The organism is Paenibacillus sp. FSL H8-0261, assembly GCF_045040645.1.
Lineage (GTDB): Bacteria > Bacillota > Bacilli > Paenibacillales > Paenibacillaceae > Paenibacillus_AQ.
This window is the reverse complement of the sequence record NZ_CP150297.1, coordinates 4,092,788-4,111,198: the sequence shown is the minus strand read 5'-3', so window position 1 is coordinate 4,111,198 and position 18,411 is coordinate 4,092,788. Positions and strand designations below refer to the sequence as shown.

21 protein-coding genes and 1 pseudogene are annotated in these 18,411 nt (G+C 41.8%); 16 read left to right on the top strand and 6 right to left on the bottom strand.

Going from position 1 to position 18,411, the window contains the following annotated elements:
- Nucleotides 1-125: 125 nt before the first annotated feature.
- Together MHI27_RS18260 and rsgA are read right to left on the bottom strand one after the other, a co-directional pair.
- Complete coding sequence (locus MHI27_RS18260) at nucleotides 126-1,142, bottom strand: aminoglycoside phosphotransferase family protein (protein WP_405174404.1); 1,017 nt, start codon at nucleotides 1,140-1,142, stop codon at nucleotides 126-128.
- Nucleotides 1,139-2,212 carry a ribosome small subunit-dependent GTPase A gene (gene rsgA, locus MHI27_RS18255; RefSeq protein WP_339796543.1) on the bottom strand — a complete coding sequence of 358 codons (1,074 nt, stop codon included), beginning with the start codon at nucleotides 2,210-2,212 and terminating at the stop codon, nucleotides 1,139-1,141. The genes MHI27_RS18260 and rsgA overlap by 4 nt, the downstream gene beginning before the upstream one ends.
- Nucleotides 2,213-3,045: 833 nt before the next feature.
- Here rsgA and MHI27_RS18250 point away from each other — a divergent pair.
- The 4 genes from MHI27_RS18250 (at nucleotide 3,046) to MHI27_RS18235 (ending at nucleotide 5,431) form a co-directional block, all read left to right on the top strand.
- Nucleotides 3,046-3,528, top strand: coding sequence for an NUDIX hydrolase (locus MHI27_RS18250; RefSeq protein WP_405174403.1), 483 nt, complete (start codon nucleotides 3,046-3,048; stop codon nucleotides 3,526-3,528).
- Between the two features lie 242 nt (nucleotides 3,529-3,770).
- Nucleotides 3,771-4,220, top strand: a complete 450-nt coding sequence (locus MHI27_RS18245) for a hypothetical protein (RefSeq protein WP_405174402.1) — start codon at nucleotides 3,771-3,773, stop codon at nucleotides 4,218-4,220.
- Between the two features lie 190 nt (nucleotides 4,221-4,410).
- On the top strand, nucleotides 4,411-4,902 hold the full coding sequence (locus MHI27_RS18240) for a hypothetical protein (RefSeq protein ID WP_339796518.1): 492 nt from the start codon (nucleotides 4,411-4,413) through the stop codon (nucleotides 4,900-4,902).
- A gap of 178 nt (nucleotides 4,903-5,080) precedes the next feature.
- Nucleotides 5,081-5,431, top strand: a complete 351-nt coding sequence (locus tag MHI27_RS18235; RefSeq protein WP_405174401.1) for a hypothetical protein — start codon at nucleotides 5,081-5,083, stop codon at nucleotides 5,429-5,431.
- 166 nt (nucleotides 5,432-5,597) lie between these two features.
- Here the strand turns inward: MHI27_RS18235 and MHI27_RS18230 are convergent, their stop codons facing one another.
- Complete coding sequence (locus MHI27_RS18230; protein WP_405174400.1) at nucleotides 5,598-5,807, bottom strand: hypothetical protein; 210 nt, start codon at nucleotides 5,805-5,807, stop codon at nucleotides 5,598-5,600.
- A gap of 20 nt (nucleotides 5,808-5,827) precedes the next feature.
- Nucleotides 5,828-6,070: an LD-carboxypeptidase gene (locus MHI27_RS18225; RefSeq protein ID WP_076300635.1), complete on the bottom strand. Its 243-nt coding sequence runs from the start codon at nucleotides 6,068-6,070 to the stop codon at nucleotides 5,828-5,830.
- Between the two features lie 389 nt (nucleotides 6,071-6,459).
- On the opposite strand from MHI27_RS18225, the gene MHI27_RS18220 reads away from it, so the two are divergent.
- The 5 genes from MHI27_RS18220 to MHI27_RS18200 all read left to right on the top strand — a co-directional run bounded on the left by MHI27_RS18220 (nucleotide 6,460) and on the right by MHI27_RS18200 (nucleotide 12,605).
- On the top strand, nucleotides 6,460-8,733 hold the full coding sequence (locus MHI27_RS18220; protein WP_076300636.1) for an alpha/beta hydrolase: 2,274 nt from the start codon (nucleotides 6,460-6,462) through the stop codon (nucleotides 8,731-8,733).
- Between the two features lie 746 nt (nucleotides 8,734-9,479).
- On the top strand, nucleotides 9,480-10,394 hold the full coding sequence (locus MHI27_RS18215) for a phosphotransferase (RefSeq protein WP_405174399.1): 915 nt from the start codon (nucleotides 9,480-9,482) through the stop codon (nucleotides 10,392-10,394).
- Between the two features lie 129 nt (nucleotides 10,395-10,523).
- Nucleotides 10,524-10,958: a DUF6678 family protein gene (locus tag MHI27_RS18210; RefSeq protein WP_405174398.1), complete on the top strand. Its 435-nt coding sequence runs from the start codon at nucleotides 10,524-10,526 to the stop codon at nucleotides 10,956-10,958.
- Between the two features lie 163 nt (nucleotides 10,959-11,121).
- The gene (locus MHI27_RS18205) at nucleotides 11,122-11,580 is read left to right on the top strand and encodes an NUDIX domain-containing protein (protein ID WP_076286185.1); all 459 of its coding nucleotides are present in this window, start codon (nucleotides 11,122-11,124) and stop codon (nucleotides 11,578-11,580) included.
- Between the two features lie 149 nt (nucleotides 11,581-11,729).
- A complete protein-coding gene (locus tag MHI27_RS18200) occupies nucleotides 11,730-12,605 on the top strand; it encodes an aldose 1-epimerase family protein (protein WP_405174397.1) in 876 nt (291 codons plus the stop codon).
- A 208-nt stretch (nucleotides 12,606-12,813) separates the two neighbouring features.
- On the opposite strand, the pseudogene MHI27_RS18195 reads toward MHI27_RS18200, so the two are convergent.
- A pseudogene (locus MHI27_RS18195) lies at nucleotides 12,814-13,177 on the bottom strand (transposase); the annotation flags it as partial.
- Nucleotides 13,178-13,327: 150 nt separating this feature from the next.
- Here MHI27_RS18195 and MHI27_RS18190 point away from each other — a divergent pair.
- The 4 genes from MHI27_RS18190 to MHI27_RS18175 all read left to right on the top strand — a co-directional run bounded on the left by MHI27_RS18190 (nucleotide 13,328) and on the right by MHI27_RS18175 (nucleotide 15,544).
- Nucleotides 13,328-14,134: a nucleotidyltransferase domain-containing protein gene (locus tag MHI27_RS18190; RefSeq protein ID WP_405174396.1), complete on the top strand. Its 807-nt coding sequence runs from the start codon at nucleotides 13,328-13,330 to the stop codon at nucleotides 14,132-14,134.
- 216 nt (nucleotides 14,135-14,350) lie between these two features.
- Entirely contained in the window at nucleotides 14,351-14,725 is a 375-nt protein-coding gene (locus tag MHI27_RS18185; RefSeq protein ID WP_405174395.1) for a hypothetical protein, read from the top strand.
- A 249-nt stretch (nucleotides 14,726-14,974) separates the two neighbouring features.
- Nucleotides 14,975-15,223, top strand: a complete 249-nt coding sequence (locus MHI27_RS18180; RefSeq protein WP_405174394.1) for a hypothetical protein — start codon at nucleotides 14,975-14,977, stop codon at nucleotides 15,221-15,223.
- Between the two features lie 66 nt (nucleotides 15,224-15,289).
- Complete coding sequence (locus MHI27_RS18175) at nucleotides 15,290-15,544, top strand: cold shock domain-containing protein (RefSeq protein WP_339265389.1); 255 nt, start codon at nucleotides 15,290-15,292, stop codon at nucleotides 15,542-15,544.
- 156 nt (nucleotides 15,545-15,700) lie between these two features.
- Here MHI27_RS18175 and MHI27_RS18170 read toward each other — a convergent pair whose 3' ends face one another.
- Nucleotides 15,701-16,513: a class I SAM-dependent methyltransferase gene (locus MHI27_RS18170; protein ID WP_339265387.1), complete on the bottom strand. Its 813-nt coding sequence runs from the start codon at nucleotides 16,511-16,513 to the stop codon at nucleotides 15,701-15,703.
- Nucleotides 16,514-16,824: 311 nt separating this feature from the next.
- Here MHI27_RS18170 and MHI27_RS18165 point away from each other — a divergent pair, with 311 nt between their 5' ends.
- The 3 genes from MHI27_RS18165 to MHI27_RS18155 all read left to right on the top strand — a co-directional run bounded on the left by MHI27_RS18165 (nucleotide 16,825) and on the right by MHI27_RS18155 (nucleotide 18,408).
- Complete coding sequence (locus MHI27_RS18165; protein WP_339287005.1) at nucleotides 16,825-17,172, top strand: glyoxalase; 348 nt, start codon at nucleotides 16,825-16,827, stop codon at nucleotides 17,170-17,172.
- A gap of 57 nt (nucleotides 17,173-17,229) precedes the next feature.
- A complete protein-coding gene (locus MHI27_RS18160) occupies nucleotides 17,230-17,796 on the top strand; it encodes a MarR family winged helix-turn-helix transcriptional regulator (protein ID WP_042189233.1) in 567 nt (188 codons plus the stop codon).
- A 108-nt stretch (nucleotides 17,797-17,904) separates the two neighbouring features.
- Nucleotides 17,905-18,408 (top strand): hypothetical protein, encoded by a 504-nt coding sequence (locus MHI27_RS18155; RefSeq protein ID WP_339265383.1) that lies wholly within the window; start codon nucleotides 17,905-17,907, stop codon nucleotides 18,406-18,408.
- The last annotated feature ends 3 nt before the right edge of the window (nucleotides 18,409-18,411 follow it).

The window sequence follows — 18,411 nt, the reverse complement described above, 5'->3', positions numbered from 1 at the left end:
TTAGTTAAGTGGAGTAGTGACAGTCTAGGACTTTATTTCAATTGTCGATTCACCGAATGAGAGTAATGAAAGAAACTCCGAAAACCCACCTATATTCAAGGGGTTTCGGAGTTCTTTTTTTAGAGTTAACCCTGCACAGGGCTGGTTTTCATTTCATGGATTTTTTGGAGCGTATGAAGACACTTTGTTTTCTCGTCATCGCCCTCTGTGTGGAGATACCACTCTACAAGCCTGTACCCGAATATGAGAAGGATCAATTCGAAGACGCAATTATCGGCGATAGGGGATGCATCTGCATACTCCGAAAAACCGTTGTAATACGCAGGGACACATCGTTGGTAGTATTCGACCATGTGATCGATATCCGCTTCATCCGCAATCAAGCTTGCGAGATCCTCACCCATGTAGCCCCATCCGCATGTATCCCAGTCGATGAGCGCGATTTTCCCGTCGGCATAGATCAGATTGGTCACCCAGAAGTCCCGGTGGCATAGCACTAGGGGCAATTGCTCGATGCGGGCGAGTATCTCATCTGCGTGCTCATCGATGTCGATGAGCATTTGCCGCATGTGCTGCGGGAATTCACAGTCCTCCGAGCGTATATAATCGTAGACGACTGGCCACGACCGGTAATGCAGATACGTATTGTTCATGAGATCCGCATGACTCAGGTTTGTCAGGCTCTGCAGCACAGCGGGCTTTTCCGCATACAGCTTGCCTTGATAGCGTCCTAACTCCAGCGCCGCCTGTTCATACATGTCACCGGTTAAGTCTAAACCGGTTACGCCATCGATATATTCCAGCCACAGCTGGAATTCATTTTCTTCGGTATTCATCTCCGCATGGTAACATGTTGGCCAGCGGAAGGTATCCGAGAACGTCATTCCCAAGTCAGACATATAGAGATCATATTCACGGCGCCAGGAATCCGGATCGTTGTAACGTTCCCATTTCTTTTGAATTTTCAGCACGATATGGTACGGCATTTTTTCACCATCCGCGGTTTCGGCGATCCCGTTTACCAGGTGCACATTTCCCACAGTTCCGCCCTGTAACGGCATGGTTTGGTAGTCAGCCGAGATAATATCCTTCTTGAACTGTCGGCTTAAGGCATAGATCAGCGTTTCAAATTTAATATTCATTTCTTCCATCCTCCGTTTTTCTTCGTTTGCTTGCTTGACATAGCTATCGTTTTATTTCGAGCCCTCTTGTCGATGAGGTAGCTTGTTTTATCCTGGACATACTTGTGCTCATGCTGCTGGGCAACATAATACTCCCACCGTTCACGCGGCAACGAACCGTCGGCAAGCGCGGCGAGAACGGCACAGCCCGGCTCGCCCTGATGGCGGCAATCTGCAAACCGGCATTGCGGGAACCATTCCTCCACATCGGTAAAGCTTGCACGTATGCCTTCGCCGGCATCAAAAAGCCCAAGCTCACGCATTCCCGGCGTATCGATGACCATCGTACCGGAGGGGAGCATGAACAGCTGACGGTGCGTTGTCGTATGCCGCCCCCGGCTATCAACCTCTCGGATCGCCTGAACCCTCATTACGTCCTGTTCTATCAATGCATTGAGCAGAGATGATTTACCGACGCCGGACATGCCGAGAAAGACGACTGTTTTACCAGGCATCAAGTAGGGGGCGAGTTCGTTCAGCCCCAGGCCAGTATGACTGCAGACCACATGAACTGGCACATCAGGGATGCTTTGTGTAACTTCTGCGAGCGGGAGACTATAATCTTCAACGAGATCAGCCTTGGTCAGAATGACGACTGGCTGACTTCCGCTCTGTCTGACTTGTGTCAGGTACCGCATGAGGCGGGTAACGTTGAAATCCCAATTCAAAGAAGAAAGAATAAACACATAGTCAAAGTTGGTTGCAACGACCTGTTCCCGCACGGTTTTGGCGTAGCCTACGGCATGCCCTGAGTAATCTGCGCGTGAGAACTTGGAACGGCGGGGCAGTACCGTAACGATGAGCGAATCTCCGCTCTCGTTGTATTGCAGCAAGACGAAATCTCCGACGCATGGAAAATCTACGCGTGTTTCCACGCTGTGATAGAATGCTCCTTTGAGCACCGCCGTTGCTTCGCCGCGCTCGGTCATGACCGTGAAGCGCTCGCGCCGAAGCTCTGTCACCCTGCCGGGCAATAATCCGTCGGGAATTGCTTCTATTTCTGTATAGCCATAGGTTTTCAGATTTATCATAGTTTTTTTGTTAGCTCCTTTAATGTTGTTTTTGGACGCAAAAATGCCACGGACAAGCAGCCTCTAAAGAAGCTGCTGTCACGCGGCATCAGGACGCAAAAAAGACACGACCTTCATCGTATCCTGCAAACAGCAATATTCACGAAAGGTTACTTCGGATGGCATACCAAATAATTGGGGCGTTTCCCCGCTTTTTTCGCGTATGCCTACTATTCAGTTTTAAGACCAAACCACCATATAAGTAGTTGCCATTAAAACACATCTCCCTTCGTGTCAGGAACTTGCTTATCGCTAAGCTTTCTATAAAATAACCTATTTTGGAAAAAAAATCAATGCCTGACAGCGCAGATTGTCGGCCTGCTCCATCGAGTCTGCCGTTGATAAAGAACTCGCGAGCATTAAAAGTCAGCGTGAGCGCTTCCTCAAGTTGTTTGAAGGAAACGGCGATGGTATATCAAAGATCAGCGAAATTGCAGAAATCGACAAGATACTCATTGAATATTAATAATTCATCATTCAACTAACGGTAGGTTAAATGGGAGTTATTTACAAATAGACAAGCTATTCTTTATTCAGCTCTCTATCGAAACGGAAATATTGAAGCACTCGATGGTTGGTCTAGGGAGTTTTTGAAGCGTGCCCGATATAATATGGAAAACAATATTTCACTGATTGAACCCGATGATATTTTAAATTTTATAACTTAAAAGAGCAATAACATGAATAAACGTCAGCCAAGTTGATTGGCTGCTGTTTCTCAACTAACGGGCAGGATAACGCAATGCTTATATGGAATATATTTGAAAAATAAAATACTATGAGGAGTGAAAAATTTGCGATATAGAGCTTGTTCACTTTGCATTATTAAAAGAAGAGAATCAATATTACTTGAACAATTCCCGGAAGAAGATGGTATCATTACATTTCGCCCAGTTGGTGGCACGATTGAGTATGGGGAAGATAGCAAATCAGCTGTAATACGAGAAGTAAAAGAGGAAATTAATATTGATATTATTGAACCAAAATTGATAGGGATTATCGAGCACATCTTCCCTTGGTATGGAGAAATTGGACATGAATATGATTTTATTTATGAAGCGAGCTTTAGTCGAATGGATAACTATAACAAGAATGAATTTGAAGGGAATGAGGGGGACAAAAAGTTTATAGCTGTTTGGAAGAACTTAGATGATTTTGAAGAAAACCTTCAGTATAAACTTGTTCCTGACGGTCTTTATGAGATGCTTACAAGTGGGCAAATTTCTGATATTAAACATATTAACACAAAAGATTTATTGGCTTTAAAAGGGTCTTGATTTAACCTAGCGGGACACGTTAGTGGAATAGCGGTTGCTTCGGCAGCCGTTTTTAATTTGTTCAACTAACGGGCAGGTTAGCTGAGTAACAGAAATGTTGATATTGGATTATATACCATTAAATTGAAATTTAAAAAATATCTAACGTCTATACTGTCATAGCGTAATAAAAAGGGGTTTCTAAGTGTATTGAACCTGCGTGGTTCGGTAGGATATTTATATTTTTTGAGAGAGGTGTTAACTTGAAGAAAACATTCATAATCATTTTAATAATTGCAGTAGTTGCTCTTGTTTTACTAGTCGTATCCACTCCATTTATTAACAATTATATTGCATATTCCATAAAAAAAGATCTAGTAAAAGTATCTTTGCCAGACAAAACTGAATTGATAGATGATTTATCATCAGCTGGAAAATTAATTGGGAATGGAAATGGAATGCAATTTTTTGCCGCTATTTTAATCAAATCGGAACTAACTTTAGAAGAATTAAATCATTTTTATTCAAAGTATCGCGAGAATGAGTGGAGTTACATCGTTGAAAAGCAAGTGAGTAATAACATTGATTTTCTTAATGGTAACTTGAAATTCAAAGCATTGAAAGCAGATGAAAAACTAATTAACTATTATATTGTTTATACTTGGGGCAGTAGTAACTATCCATTAAGTGATCTTGACATCCGTGGGCATTAACACTCTGCATAAGCAAGATTACGTGCTAGAATATTATAAGCATTGAGGGTGCTTTATGAAATTAATTCGCCGCGCCATTAAGTAGAACCGTACCATAGATGACAGATCATCATTACGCTAACGGGCAGGATAGTTGAATGAGTAATCGAATAAATACAAATAAAAATCTATAAGTCAGGAAGTGCTAAACATGAATTATCTGGGGTCTTTAAGGTTAAATCAAGAAGGCAAACAGAAACAAGTTGAAGATATACTTGAAAGAAATAAAGCACAATCTGTCGGACATGGTTATATCGACATAATAACTGACTCTAGATATATTCGAAATTTAGTATTTGAACTCACACAAGTCGGGATAGCAATTAATGGTGTAACATGGTGGTGCCATTGTACAGATGAGAATAGGAGTCTTTATGGATGTCCTCATGGAATGGGAGGTCCCCAAAGCATTCATTTCGAGGGCTGGTTTAGTGAAATGGGTGTAGATTATGAAAGTTCTGATTTACCTGATGGTATATACGAAAAATTAGAACAGGGCAATATATCACCTACTGAAATAACCTCAATAAATGAATCTATTCTAGTCTACACTAATCAGTTTAAGGAAGATGAGCGGATTAGCCCATGTTTTGTACCCGCCATATGGCTAAATGTTCCTAAAGAATGGAGACGGCTACGGTAGGTGCAGTTAATCTAACTGAGAACGATAGCTCAATACAGGCAGAAGTAGACTGCCTTGAGGACCAGCTGCTTCTTGTTATGTTAACGGATAGAATACTACCAATATGATCTAAAATTAGTTGGGATTATATCCCATGACACACGTTGAAGAGTTAATTAGGAAAAGGAGGAAGTGAAAGGTGCAGGTCTTCGATACACGTCAAATTAACAATTTAATGACTGGGGTTGGCCTTGCTTGTGAACTTGAAGCTAACACTGAAATGAATCGAGCTTTCGTAAAAGTACAGGTTATTAATGAACAGAAATACTTAAATAAGTTAGAACCTGAATCGGCTAGGTTTTACTTAGGGAAATATGAGGTACCCACAACGTATCTAGAAAATGAATGGGATGTTACAGACGACGAACTTGTCGAATCGATTCATGAAATTAATATTATAGGAATCAAAAATCTTGAAAAATATCTGGCTAAGTATCTGGATAATTTCGGAAGACTGGTATGCGAGTGGAGTTGTGAAAATCCGTTGTAGATGGAGAAATGACGTTACGCTAACGGGACACTATAGTTGAACAATCACCAGAACGAGGCTGCCGGTAAGAAACGGCAGCCTCGTTGAGCTAACGGGCAGTGTAAAGCCCAATAGATAGTTGATTTCATAAATTCTAATACTTCGATACATCCACCCCACAAATATCCTAGCTCGGTGGTAAAAACGTCCATCCAGTCTCATTATTATAAAACTGTTGACACTCACCTAGCGTATCTAATTTGCCCCAATCTTTATATCCATTGGTCCATTTCTCAAATGGAGAATATGTATAAGGGAAACGACCTTGAAATAAAATCGCTTCTAAATGTTCAGTATATTCGGTTGGAAGGCTTTTTATTTGGGCTAAACCTGCCATAACAGAAGGTCCGTAAAAAGTTACCATACCCATTGGTTTAAGTAAGTTATAAAAGTAGTCGCGTCTGAAAAACCCATGATAAATTCGGTTTTTTTTTGGATTGTCTTTGTATCCAAAAACGGTAGTATTCTAACCGATTCATACCCACCAATTGAAGTGATGATGTCATCTATACTCTCATACTCGAAACATTTATTTATATCATCTGCACGAATTTGTGGATTTTTGTATAAATCATCTGGAGACATTCTTGCGGTTGGCATCTCAATAACTTCTAATCCCAAGTTGTCTTAAAGATTTTTTATACCAAGCTCGTAGATATCTGGGAACAGATAAGGTAGACCATTAGAAAGTGAAATTATCGCTATTTTCGAACCAGACTTAAGTCTTTTGGGTTTTATCATTGCTCTTCCTCCCAATATTTTATTTCCTAATGTTACCACGCAACCCTACTTGTAATAAGAACAATCTTAATTCAGCTTAAACATGGATCTGTTTGAAATTGTAAAACTATGTAAAAGAAGAGGGTTTCTAGTATCTACCTCGAATATATGAATGGTCCATCATGAACGGTTGCATCTTGAAACTAGCTTATTTTTCTATACCTTATGCGGTACATTTTGAACAAGCTCTATGGGAAAGAGGTCGTTACATGTCAAGAATAGAATTGAAGCCGACGGGGCGAACCCCACGGTTAATGAACAAATGGAAAAAAATTAGTCCACTTGCCCCAAGATGGAAAGGGGCCTCCATCGTATTGCTCATCATCGCATTATGCTTGTATTTCATCCAAGGATATTTCGTTTTGGGAACGCGCAGTTTGGGCGAATATCTGATCGGAACGTTAGTGATCTTGCTTGTGATTGTGCTCGTAACCGGCGCAATTGCAGGAGTGCTTCATGTTGCCAAGCGAATGCCTTCGCGTTATGTTTGGATTGCTCTCGCTTCGTTTTTTTTGCTGTTCATTAGCTTCATCGGGCCGATACAGTTGATGTTTATCGTCCCATTGTTGATAATTGTCGTATTTTCTATACTAGGAGCCCTCTTATCCCGATTGATAACCGGTAGATACCGAGAGGCAAAGCTTATTTCGAAAGTAACTGCTGGGGTTTTGGCGGCAGTTACGCTAGGATCCATTGGCATTGGCGGGTATTGGCTGCTGAACAACGGCAATGCGGATTTGGCGAAGCCGTACCGCTTAACAGCGATGAAAACTGCGGACCGCTACCCAACGGCGGCGGCGAATCCAGCTGAACAAGGACCGTATAAGGTCAAAACGTTAACTTACGGTAGCGCAAACAGTTATCGGAAGGAATTTAACCAGAATGGGTCGCTCGTGACAAAACAGGTGAACGGATCGGCTTTTGTGGAAAAGTGGTCATCTAATCGTACAAATACGTTTGGTTTCGGACCGGATCAAATGCCGCTGAATGGATTGGTCTGGTATCCTGATGGCGAAGGACCGTTTCCGTTAATCGTCACCGTTCATGGCAACGCCAACTCAACCGATTATTCGGACCCGGGATATGAATATTTGGGTAAGCTGTTGGCGAGTCGCGGGTATATTTTTGTATCCATAGACGAAAATTTTCTCAATACATCCCTTTACGATGATTTGTTTACACTCAACCTGTTGGAGAAAGAAAACCCAGCCCGGGGATGGTTGATGTTGGAGCATGTGAAAGTGTGGAACGAGTGGAATAAGACGAAGGATAATCCGTTTTTCGGTAAAGCGGACATGAGCCAGATCGCTCTGATCGGCCACTCTCGCGGCGGTGAGGCGGTAACGGTCGCAGCGGCATATAACAAACTGCCGGCCTCCCCGGAAAACGGCAACATCAAATTCGACTACAACTTTGGTATCCGTTCCATCATTTCGATTGCGGGTACTGACGGGCAATACAAGCCTGCGGGACACCTGACTCCGTTAAAGGATTTGAACTATTTGACTTTGCAAGGCGCACACGACATGGACGTCAGCACATATTCCGGCGCGAGCCAATACAGTCGGATCGGCTTTTCAAACGGTAGTGATTATTTTAAAGCATCGGTATACATTTATGGTGCGAATCACGGCCAATTCAACACCGTCTGGGGAAGAAACGACAATGTAGGGCTTGGCAATAAACTGTTCAACACCGCTCAACTGATACCGCAGGAGGAGCAGCTACAAGCAGCTAAGGTGCTCATATCGTCCTTCCTAGATACGACATTGAAAGGGAAAGGAGAATATCGGTCCATGTTCCAGGATATTGGTTATGCCCGAGAGTGGCTGCCGGACACCATGTATATCAGCAACTATATGGACTCGAATACAAAGCTCATTAGTAGCTTTGACGAAGACATCGATCTGAGTACGTCGACATTGGCTGGAGGAAGGCTGAACGGGGAGCATCTGAAGCAGTGGAAAGAGGAAAAAGTGGAGATGAAATTTGCCCCCGACTTGTACAGTGCAGTGCGTCTGGGGTGGGACAGTACTGCGACACCTGGCGTTCCCTCTTACACGGTTGTTTTGCCAAATGACAGTCTCGATATACGAGAAACGAGCTCCATCGTTTTTTCGATGGCTGACTGGAATGACGAGAAAGCAAATCGTGACAAGGATGTCCTCGTAGATTTGACCATTAATGTGGAGGACAAAGAAGGCAACGTGGCGTCCCTCCCTCTTAGCAGCGAAGCTTATTTACTACCGATGTTCGAAGGCAACATCATAAAATGGCCTTTCACGACTTTGCAACCGACGAAGGAGCCGGTGTTCCAAAACTTTGCGTTCCACCTTGCCGATTTAAAAAGGGCCAACCCGAATTTCCAACCTGAGCAATTGAGCAAAATCGGTTTTGTATTTGATAAAACGAAAAAGGGCACGGTACTGATCGGTAATATCGGCATCCAAAATGAATATGTTACAGGAGGTAATACGCCTTAATACAGGAAGTTAGACTTGAACAAGTTGGTGACAAGGGCAAAGGTGCTGGAGACCATCGTATCTCAAGAACAGGAAAACACATTTATCTATATCAGAACAGCCCGATCATTTGGTGACCGGGCTGTTCTGATTTTGCAACCACACTGTGTCTATACCAGTGTAAACGCGATAAGATTCTTACCCCTCTTCAAAACGTTGTGAGAGGCCTCATCGCTAATATGGAATAAGCTTTATGTGCTACAAGTTTATTTATTCTGCAAATTAATTTTTAATACATCCCCCTTAGCACCACCAAAAACGATCATCCCACCTTTAGGCAGTACTACTGAATGATTGCTCGTTGCCTTTGAAAAGTTCACAACCATTCCCTCCGCGTCATAAACGACAAATCCCCCAATTAATAAATACACTCCATTCAATTTTGTTGTGAAGGATGTAGAAGAAGTGAGGGCTAGACTCGAGAAAAATGGAGTAGCCGTTTCAGAGGTAAGGAACGGTGAACCTAAACGTTTTGATCTTACTGATAATAACGGAAATATGATCAGTGTCATTCAATTGTAATTCAAAATAGAGTTCGAGGTTATTTTTTGTTATTGAACTAACGGGACACGATAGTTGAATAATACAAATTGAAGAGCAGGAGCTAAGGTATCCTGCTTTTTTCATTGAACTAACGGGCAGTTATGCGTAACTTCCAGGGAATGTAAACATCTAAATAACGTAAGGAACGAGGAGGCAGACAATTCATGGGAGGAACGAATGTATGGGATGCGGAGTGGGAGGTTAACGAAGAGCAGGCGCGGACGCTGATCGGCAGACAATTCCCTCAGCTGTCATCGAAGCAAGTGAAGCGATTGGGCTGGGGCTGGGACAATACGGTTTTTCTCATCGCTGACGAGTACGTGTTCCGGTTTCCAAGAAGAACGATTGCAGTTGGCTCGATTCGTATGGAAGGGAAGCTGCTGCCGAAGCTGGAGGCATATATGACCATCCCCTATCCGAAACCGTTGTTTTATGGCGAAGCAAGTGACGAATACCCGACACCATTTCTTGGCTATGCCTACGTGCCAGGAGATTTCCCAATCGGTTTGACGGAAGAACGCCGGGCTTTATCGGCAGAGACGCTGGCGAAATTTTTGCGGAGATTGCATGAGTTTCCGGTGCAGGCGGCGCTGAAGTGCGGAGTTCAGCAAGATCATCGAAACTTGACGGACATAGCATCGCGCAAAGTGAAATTGGAGGGCTTTCTATCGAAGGTGGTTGAACACTTGTCGCCGGAGGAGTCCGGTGTGATCGAAGCGTATATTAGCAGGCTGCAAAAGGACCGTGTCGAGGCGGTGAATGCACTGCTACATGGCGATCTTCATTTCAAAAATATGCTTGTGAATGAGAACGGGATCGTTTCCGGCATCATTGATTGGGGCGATCTGAGCGTAGGCCATCCGGCTTGCGATTTGAGCGTTGCTTATAGCTTTTTACCACCTTACGCTCGTGGCGTGTTTTTCGAAACGTACGGAGGAGCGGACGAGGAAACGAAGCTGCTGGCGCGGCTGATCGCGGTATACATCCCCATACTGATCTTAATGCAATCGGTCGATGACGGGAATGAAGCGATTGCGGCAGAGGCGAAATCCAACATCATGCGGGCACTGTCGGATTAGGCTCATTATTTCGTTGCGGCTATGGGGCTATGGCTATCGGCACCATTTTGTCGTTTAAAGGCCGCGATAAGGTACGATCCGCCTTCTCTGATGCCGCTTTATGTTGTTTATTCAGGAGGGTTTTTTATTGTGGGTTATGAACTGGATTTTAAAAAAAGGGTACATGAAGTTATTACACAGAAACAATTATGTTCAGTTATGAATGACACTAAGTGGGGAAACTTACAAAGTGATGTAATAAATAAACTCCCTTTTACCCCGCCATATCAAGCTAAGTATGTATTAGATGAAGAACTTTATCCAGAGAACTTTGAAACCGACGTCTGGTATTTAGGGGATTGGATAGAAGCACTTTCACCTTTTTTTTCTGTAGAATGGATACGGGTTAGACCAAGGTATTACAAGCACAAGGGGAATCTGCTTCCTCCTGAATTAATTGACATAAGTAAAGAATTTCTTTCGATTTTACATGAATTAAGAATTCCGTATAGAGAAGAAAACAATACATTTTTCATTTATGGATACATTTCAAATACTTCTCACTTTTCAAAGGTAATCAATTAGCTAACGGGACACGATAGCACAATAACAACTGCTGCCGGCTTTATCTGAAGCCTATTAAAGTAACGGGCAGAATAATTCAACAATTCAATTCTTGAAAGGACTTTACCTTAAAAGCCTAGAATAATCAACTTATGTATTTCTACCAAGTAAGGAGCTACTATAAATGCGGATTGTTGTAACTGGCGGAGCAATTATAAGAGATAGTAAAGGAAGAATTTTATTGCAGCAAAGATCCGATTACGGAGACTGGGGATTACCAGGCGGAGGCATGAATCCAGGTGAGACTATCCAAGAGACAATGATCCGGGAAGTTATTGAGGAAACAGGATTAACTGTTACGGATTGTGAATTTTACGCTGTATATAGCGGTCCAAGGATGGAATACTCCTATCCTGATGGCAACAAGGTTGTTTTTGTTATGTTTCTTTTCAATGCCTGGACTGATTATAATCAGTATTTATCTGAGGATGGGGATGCGATAAGATATCAGGACGATCTATGCGAATCGTTGAAATTACAGTTTTGGGATATTAACGATATCTCACTGGATCAAATAAACAAAGTTCAACGACCAGTTTTTGAAGATATGCTAAACGGGAATACAAATATACTTAGATCTTAATACACCAGTTCGCTGAACTAACGGGACACGATAGCTCAATAAGCACGAAGAAACGGCAGCTGATGAATTGGCTGTCTTTTTCTCAACTCCCTCAAGAACTTTGATATAATATGTGTATCTGGACTATAAGTATGAAAGGGAGTACAACAATGAATAAAATTTTGCGCAGCAGCTCGGCGGAAGCTGAGATTAATACCCTTGGGGCGGAACTGATCAGCTTCAGAAAGCTGGATCCGGAAGCTGAATACATCTGGAGCGGTGACGCCACGTATTGGACAGGCCGTTCTCCGGTGCTGTTTCCCATTATTGGTGCGGCCCGGAACGGAGAGATTAAGGTGGACTGCAAAGCCTATAAGATCGGCAATCACGGATTCGCCAGACGCAGCGAATTTACGCTGGTCCAAGAAAGCGACACCCACGCGGTTTACCGCCTCTCTTATGATGAGAAAACCCTGGCCAGTTATCCTTTTAAATTCAACCTATATATTACATATAAACTGAATGCAAGCACACTGGAACTTAGTTACCGGGTGGAAAATAGCGATGAACAGGATATCTTCTTCCAGCTCGGAACCCACCCGGCGTTCAATTGTCCGCTTGATGACAACGGTAGCCTGAACGATTACTATCTGGAGTTCGCTGAATCGGAAAACCTTGAAAGGTTGTTCTTGAATTCGGACGGCCTGCTGATCAGCGGCAAATCGGAGCCCGTTCTGAAACAAGAGACCATCCTGCCTTTATCCCATGAAATGTTCGCCGAAGGCGCATTGATTTTCCGAAATGTGAGCTCTCGGCAGATTTCGCTTAGAAGCAAGCACTCCTCCAAAAGCGTAGTTGTCAGCTATAAGGGTTTTCCCGACCTCGGCATCTGGCAGCCTTTGAACGCTCCCTTCATATGCATCGAGCCTTGGCAAGGAGTAGCGGATATGGACGTCTTCGAAGGTGAACTTCAAGCTAAAGAGGGAATAATCACCCTGGAGCCGGGGGCGAATTTCACAAGCTTCCTGACCATAGAAATCAACTGACGATCCGAAGGGATCTGCAGGGTTCTCAACTGGTTAAGCTCGGCTCCATACCATTGCAAAAAGCTTCAATCTATTGGAGAGGGCACTGAAGAACTTACGTTTTTCTTAAGGAGTATGTATAAACTTCAAAAAAGAAGACATTCAACCCCATTTTTAGGAAGAATGTCTTCTTTTTTAGCTCTATTTTATTCAATTTATCCCTATGTTTTCAATCTGTTAACTTCAATATCCGCTTTAAGTTCACGGCGAATATCGTCATCGCACCTTGTAATTCCATACCAATCAGACCCGAGGATGTAGCTACATCATACCCGTGCCCATGTTAAAGTTCGCTATTCTTCGCTTCAATTTTGTAGCGTTCCTTAGATTTTTCTTTAAAGTACTCTGTTTCCTGGAACGCAACGCAATCTGTTCCGAATGTTCTTCAGATTTAATCGTTACAGAGTAGGTTTGCTCTTCGATCCTTCTTTATAACAACCCTCTTTAAACGGACAACGCTTGCACTGTTCCACGTTAAAATAATAGGTGTCTGCTTGGTTTTTGTCGATGCCTTTCTTGCCCTGTTCTCTTTTTTATTGAAGTAGGCGTCAAATCGTGGATGCTGTTGAGCTAACGGGCAGGATAGTTGAATGATTTCGCGAATAACTTAAGTCATGATGAATTTACGAAGTTCGCAAAAAAGACGTTAGCCGAAAGAAGTTCTTAGTTTAGGAGGAGTCTATATGATATTAGAAAAAGTTATAAATAGAATTGTAATACAAAGTGAATATAAGGATTTTGTTGATAAGTATATAGATAATATACTTACCGAATTTAAAGGTAAGATTCATAGCATTTATATGTGTGGCTCGATTCCAAAAGGAACTGCTAAACCTTTTAAGTCAGATGCAGACTTTACTATTGTATGTGTAAATCCCAAAGATATTGATTACGAAAGATTGTCAAATATTAAAGACAGGCTTTTGGAAGAATATCCAGTAGTAACTAAGATTGATACGATAATTTGCTCGATTGACGATGTATTAAGTAAACCAAATGAGTGGGGTTTTTGGGTAAAGATAATTTGTGTTTGCATATATGGTCATGACGTTGGTGAAAAAGTACCACCGATAATTATTTGTCCAGAGTTCATTTTAGACTTAAATACAGAGACCAAGGAGGAAGTAGATCATATACATAGTTTACTTTCTAATGCTAATGATAACACAATGAAAACTAGATATATTAAAGGTTACTCTAAGAGATTAATTCGTGCATTATACTCTTTGGTTTTAGAAGATACAGGTGTATGGCAAGATGACATTATTAAGATGAAGAATGCCATATTAAACTATTGTGAGATTGACTCCGCTTTAGTTGATTATCTGTATGCTTGTTACTTGGATAGTAATGTACTTGTTGAAGAGTTTCTGGGAATTGCAGATGAAGTATATAGCTATTTTGAGAACGCCTTAAATGCAATGGCTGCTTCCAGAACTTCTTCGGCTAACACCATATTGACGCTCCGGGTCACTCTCAGAAGCGAGTGACCACATCCAGCCCCCTAAGCCCGTCGGGACGTCACTGCATTAGGTGTTCGGCAAGCCTTACAACTATAAGCAGCGACTCTAATTAAAACATAAGACTATTGAACTAACGGAGAACTTTAGTTGAATGATACACACTAATGAGCAGGCGCTACGGTAGCCTGCTTTTTTCATTGAAGTAACGGGCAGGATAACTTGGACAATCACGGAGATTTGAATATGAAGATTGTTAAGGGATGTGTTATTAACATGAGTCTACAATTGGTGCCATTAAATATTCCGTCAGATTGGACTGTCTTATGGAATCATTTTTATGAAATTAATCCCGATGACTTTCATGACGACTCATTTCCTTATGTATGGGAGCTACATGAGGATATATTCTATTTAAGAAATGAAAAGACAGGTTTGATTTTGGATTTAGGATGCTATCCAGCTATGCGTTCAGAGGGTGTGTATACATTGAATTTAGTGAAAATTGGTGATGATGAAACTGGACCCGAATATTGGGCTAACCCTATTTTAAAATATTGTTCCCGCAAAATTAACGACATAACAAATATAATCCATGAAGTTCTCAATAAAGAGCAATAGGATTCGTCCGAAGCAAAGTAAATCATTAAGCTCACGAAGAACGACAGTAGAATAGCGGCTGCTTCGGCAGCCGTTTTTTATTGTTCAATTAGCCGGCAGAATACTTACAATTTGTGGCGCTATAGCGTCACATTATTAGCATTAGGTTATGTAATGATATTCTGATACTCAAAAAAATTGGAACAATGTGGTAAAGTGGGATGATGGAAGAAGTACTCAATAAAAAATAGAGGAGGAGACAAATATTTCATGGCCAACGACTTTTACAGAAAACTAGGTGCATCCTTTCTAATTTCCGCTGGAGTAATCTATGCAATCGAACGAGTAGGCTCTTTGATAGCTCGCAGCCATGAAATTGCAGCGTTGTACGAAGCAAATATGTTCAATGCCCTACCTGAAACTCATATTACAAGCTTCTTCGATAATATCTTTGTGCCAATCCTTGCGTTTCTCGGTATGATACTTTTTGTAAATGGGTTTCCAAAAAAAATCAAATGAGATAACTCATTCAACGCGATGTGAGCACATAATGAGTTGTAATAAAGTTACAGAGGAGGTGCATAGGTGGCGGAAAGAAGATGGGGTATTGTCCAATGGTACAAAGAAGATAAAGGTTACGGACGGATAATGCTAGACGGGCAGGAAGGTAACCATGTTTTTGTACACTTCAGCGAAATACTACCAGACCCTATTAGGTTACCGAACGGCTTTCGGTTCCTTAAAGAGGGTCAAAAAGTTGAATTCGACCTATTCGAGTTTCCGAATATAGTTGATTCTCAGCGTAGGACAGCTAAAAATGTACAAATATTAGAGGAATGAAGGAATCGAGACTTACTTGATGAATGTATGGACTTTCGGGAATCATAATTAAGCTAACCGGAGACGATAGTTCAATAAACGCGATAAGGCAGCCAATCAGTCAACATGATCGGCTGCCTTTATTCAATTAACGGGCATTTATCTTCAACTACTAAATTACAGTTTTCTTGCTTTGATTACGAAAGTTACAGGAAGCATCTTTGCTTTTTTTGCAAAATCGTCGTTATCGTCCCGCAATTGAATAATTTCATCATCAGATTGCTCAATCATTTCTTCAATAACAAGTCCCGCTTTTGAGAGCGCATTCACATAGGTTGATAGTTTACGGTCAGCTAATGTTAGCGTACTTTCGTCAAGAGTTACCGAATACCAAGATTCATCGAAGTAACATTTTTTAAAAACAAGCATATCATTTTCTGCAACAACACATTTGTGTATAGGGTGAGACCAACTGAAAATAAATACGCCGTCTTTTTTTAGGTAAGAAGCAATCCTGCTAAAAGTACCCTCAAGATCGGTTGTCCAGCCTATAGCATAAATCGAATAAACAAAGTCAAAATAATCCTCAGGTAGTCCACATTTTTCTTCCATGGGAGAACAGATTAATTTTGCTGAAAGTCCGTGATCTGACAAATATTCTCTTGTTTTTTCGATTTGGTTTTCTGATATATCCATACCCCATAGTTCAGATGCTTTACGTTCCCCGAGATATTGCAATGATTGACCGCTTCCACAGCCTATCTCCAACATCTTTTTTCCTGAAATATCGCCAAAAAGCTGGCATTTTTCTTCTGAGACAAATGCTCCATATAAAGGAAGTGCGGTTGCTCCTAAAATATCATTTCCTTTTGTATCCCAAAATAAGCTGTTAGTTTCATGAATAACATTCTTGTCCATATCGACCGAGATAGCGCTACCAACCTCGCCAGCGCCTATAATATTTGTTCTATAAACAGAATTCTTGTCCATGCCAGTACCATCCCCCAATATAAAAATATTAGTCTAAATGTATATCCTGACTTGCGCGCTATTGATTCCAAAATAATGTACCATTTTTCTATGAATACATCTACCTAAAATCTTCCATACTGCATCCATTGGATCTAGTAGACTCATTGCGCTAACGGGACACGATAGTGGAATAGCGGTTGCTATGGCAGTAGGTTTTTAATTGTTCAATTCATGGGCAAGATAGTTAAAAAAGGAACTTAAATTTAAATCTCGAATATTTATTGAGAACGGATAGCTAAAAAATTGATGACTGACAGGAGATAAATACGATGATAAAAGGTTTCGGAGGAATCTTTTGGAGAACTAAGAATCTTGAAGTTATAAAAAAATGGTACAGTGAGGTCTTGAAGATTGAAATAGATCATTGGAATGGGACTGTGATAAAGCCCCAATCAGGAAATGAGACTATCTTTTCTTTCTTTACCGAGGATGACAGTTATTTTCCAACAGAACAACAAGTGATGTTAAATTTCCAAGTACATAATCTAGACGAGACTATTAAGCATCTTGAGCATATTGGTATACCACTTGCAAAGAAAGAAGAAATTAGTGAATTTGGAAAGTTTGTTTGGATTGAAGATCCTGAAGGTCGACTGATCGAGCTTTGGGAGAAATAAAGAGCTGTGCAATAAAAATGAGTTGACACAAAAGTAGTTAGGGACCATACTACATATATGAACAACAATAATAAAAAAATAAATGACATTGAGGCTATTCCCTCGCTTGTACAATCCAAGCGTCAGATTGATCGCTATAACCTAGACATAGACGCACAGGCTATACTCGTCGCGTCTAGGCTAATGGCAGCGGGAGCCATGCTTGGACACGCCTCAGAGATTCATTTCTCTAGATTCGGTTTATCAACAGGGCGTTATCGTTTATTGGCAGATCTTGAAGATAACGAAGGAGAAGAGTTGCCTTCGCAATTAGCGGAGCATCTAGGCGTTACACGTGCTACAGTGACTGGTCTTATCGACATTCTTGAACGAGATGGGCTAGTATCTCGGCGATCAAGCTCAGACGATGGCCGTCAGAAATCAGTCGTTTTAACGGAAGAAGGAGCGAAGAAGCTCCGTGAAATGGCTCCTGAGCATTTTGCTCGGTTGGAAGCAATGGTGGGCTTGCTCAACATCGAAGAACGCAGCGTATTTCTCGACTTGCTAGGTCGAGTTACACAAGGCATCTCAGCACTTACGGGCGAATTAGGCTCGAAACCAAAGGGAAACATCAGTAATGAGTAGAATGGGCTAGTGAAGCTAGCCTATTTTTACTCTTATATAGTTAGGCACCTAATTATATCTAGCTGAACGCAATCATTGAACTACTTCAAAGAAGAAAGGAGCAAGTAAATGAACCAGATGAAATACTCTAATCAGACAGATGATGTTTACGGCATCAAGGCTGCTGGTTCCAAGAAAAAGACTTTTGTACTATGGCGTGAAGTTGTAATGGCCTATGCTGCTCCTGCCATTATGGCAGGTATCGGGGGATTGGTTACTGCAGATAGGGGGCTTCAAATAGCGGCATTGACCACAATTGGCGGTGCATCGGCCTTGATGGCCTTGATGATTGGGCTATTGTTGCACAGCCGAGTGGGCCATTTGCGATGGGTCGTCGGTGCACCTCACTTGGTTGTGGTAGGGGTATTCGCAATGGCCGGGTCCTCATTTGGACTATACGCTGCATGGGTGACATCTGTTGTAGTAGAAATTATGATTCCGAGTAATCACTTGGCCTGGGTAAATCGTGTATGGATCGATTTCCCGTTGTCTGGATTCATAGCAAGCACGATAGTGACATGGCGGTGGCGACTTGCCGTCACAACTAATTTTTCATCTAAAAGGAGAAGATAAAAA

What these genes read in the sequence shown, in the direction of transcription:
- MHI27_RS18165 (WP_339287005.1), top strand. Translation starts at nt 16,825, where the DNA reads ATGATAAAAGGTTTCGGAGGAATCTTTTGGAGAACTAAGAATCTTGAA.
- MHI27_RS18185 (WP_405174395.1), top strand. Translation starts at nt 14,351, where the DNA reads ATGAAGATTGTTAAGGGATGTGTTATTAACATGAGTCTACAATTGGTG.
- MHI27_RS18180 (WP_405174394.1), top strand. Translation starts at nt 14,975, where the DNA reads ATGGCCAACGACTTTTACAGAAAACTAGGTGCATCCTTTCTAATTTCC.
- MHI27_RS18220 (WP_076300636.1), top strand. Translation starts at nt 6,460, where the DNA reads ATGTCAAGAATAGAATTGAAGCCGACGGGGCGAACCCCACGGTTAATG.
- MHI27_RS18240 (WP_339796518.1), top strand. Translation starts at nt 4,411, where the DNA reads ATGAATTATCTGGGGTCTTTAAGGTTAAATCAAGAAGGCAAACAGAAA.
- MHI27_RS18205 (WP_076286185.1), top strand. Translation starts at nt 11,122, where the DNA reads ATGCGGATTGTTGTAACTGGCGGAGCAATTATAAGAGATAGTAAAGGA.
- MHI27_RS18225 (WP_076300635.1), bottom strand. Translation starts at nt 6,070, where the DNA reads ATGCCAACCGCAAGAATGTCTCCAGATGATTTATACAAAAATCCACAA.
- MHI27_RS18260 (WP_405174404.1), bottom strand. Translation starts at nt 1,142, where the DNA reads ATGAATATTAAATTTGAAACGCTGATCTATGCCTTAAGCCGACAGTTC.
- rsgA (WP_339796543.1), bottom strand. Translation starts at nt 2,212, where the DNA reads ATGATAAATCTGAAAACCTATGGCTATACAGAAATAGAAGCAATTCCC.
- MHI27_RS18215 (WP_405174399.1), top strand. Translation starts at nt 9,480, where the DNA reads ATGGGAGGAACGAATGTATGGGATGCGGAGTGGGAGGTTAACGAAGAG.
- MHI27_RS18230 (WP_405174400.1), bottom strand. Translation starts at nt 5,807, where the DNA reads ATGGCAGGTTTAGCCCAAATAAAAAGCCTTCCAACCGAATATACTGAA.
- MHI27_RS18170 (WP_339265387.1), bottom strand. Translation starts at nt 16,513, where the DNA reads ATGGACAAGAATTCTGTTTATAGAACAAATATTATAGGCGCTGGCGAG.
- MHI27_RS18155 (WP_339265383.1), top strand. Translation starts at nt 17,905, where the DNA reads ATGAACCAGATGAAATACTCTAATCAGACAGATGATGTTTACGGCATC.
- MHI27_RS18190 (WP_405174396.1), top strand. Translation starts at nt 13,328, where the DNA reads ATGATATTAGAAAAAGTTATAAATAGAATTGTAATACAAAGTGAATAT.
- MHI27_RS18160 (WP_042189233.1), top strand. Translation starts at nt 17,230, where the DNA reads ATGAACAACAATAATAAAAAAATAAATGACATTGAGGCTATTCCCTCG.
- MHI27_RS18200 (WP_405174397.1), top strand. Translation starts at nt 11,730, where the DNA reads ATGAATAAAATTTTGCGCAGCAGCTCGGCGGAAGCTGAGATTAATACC.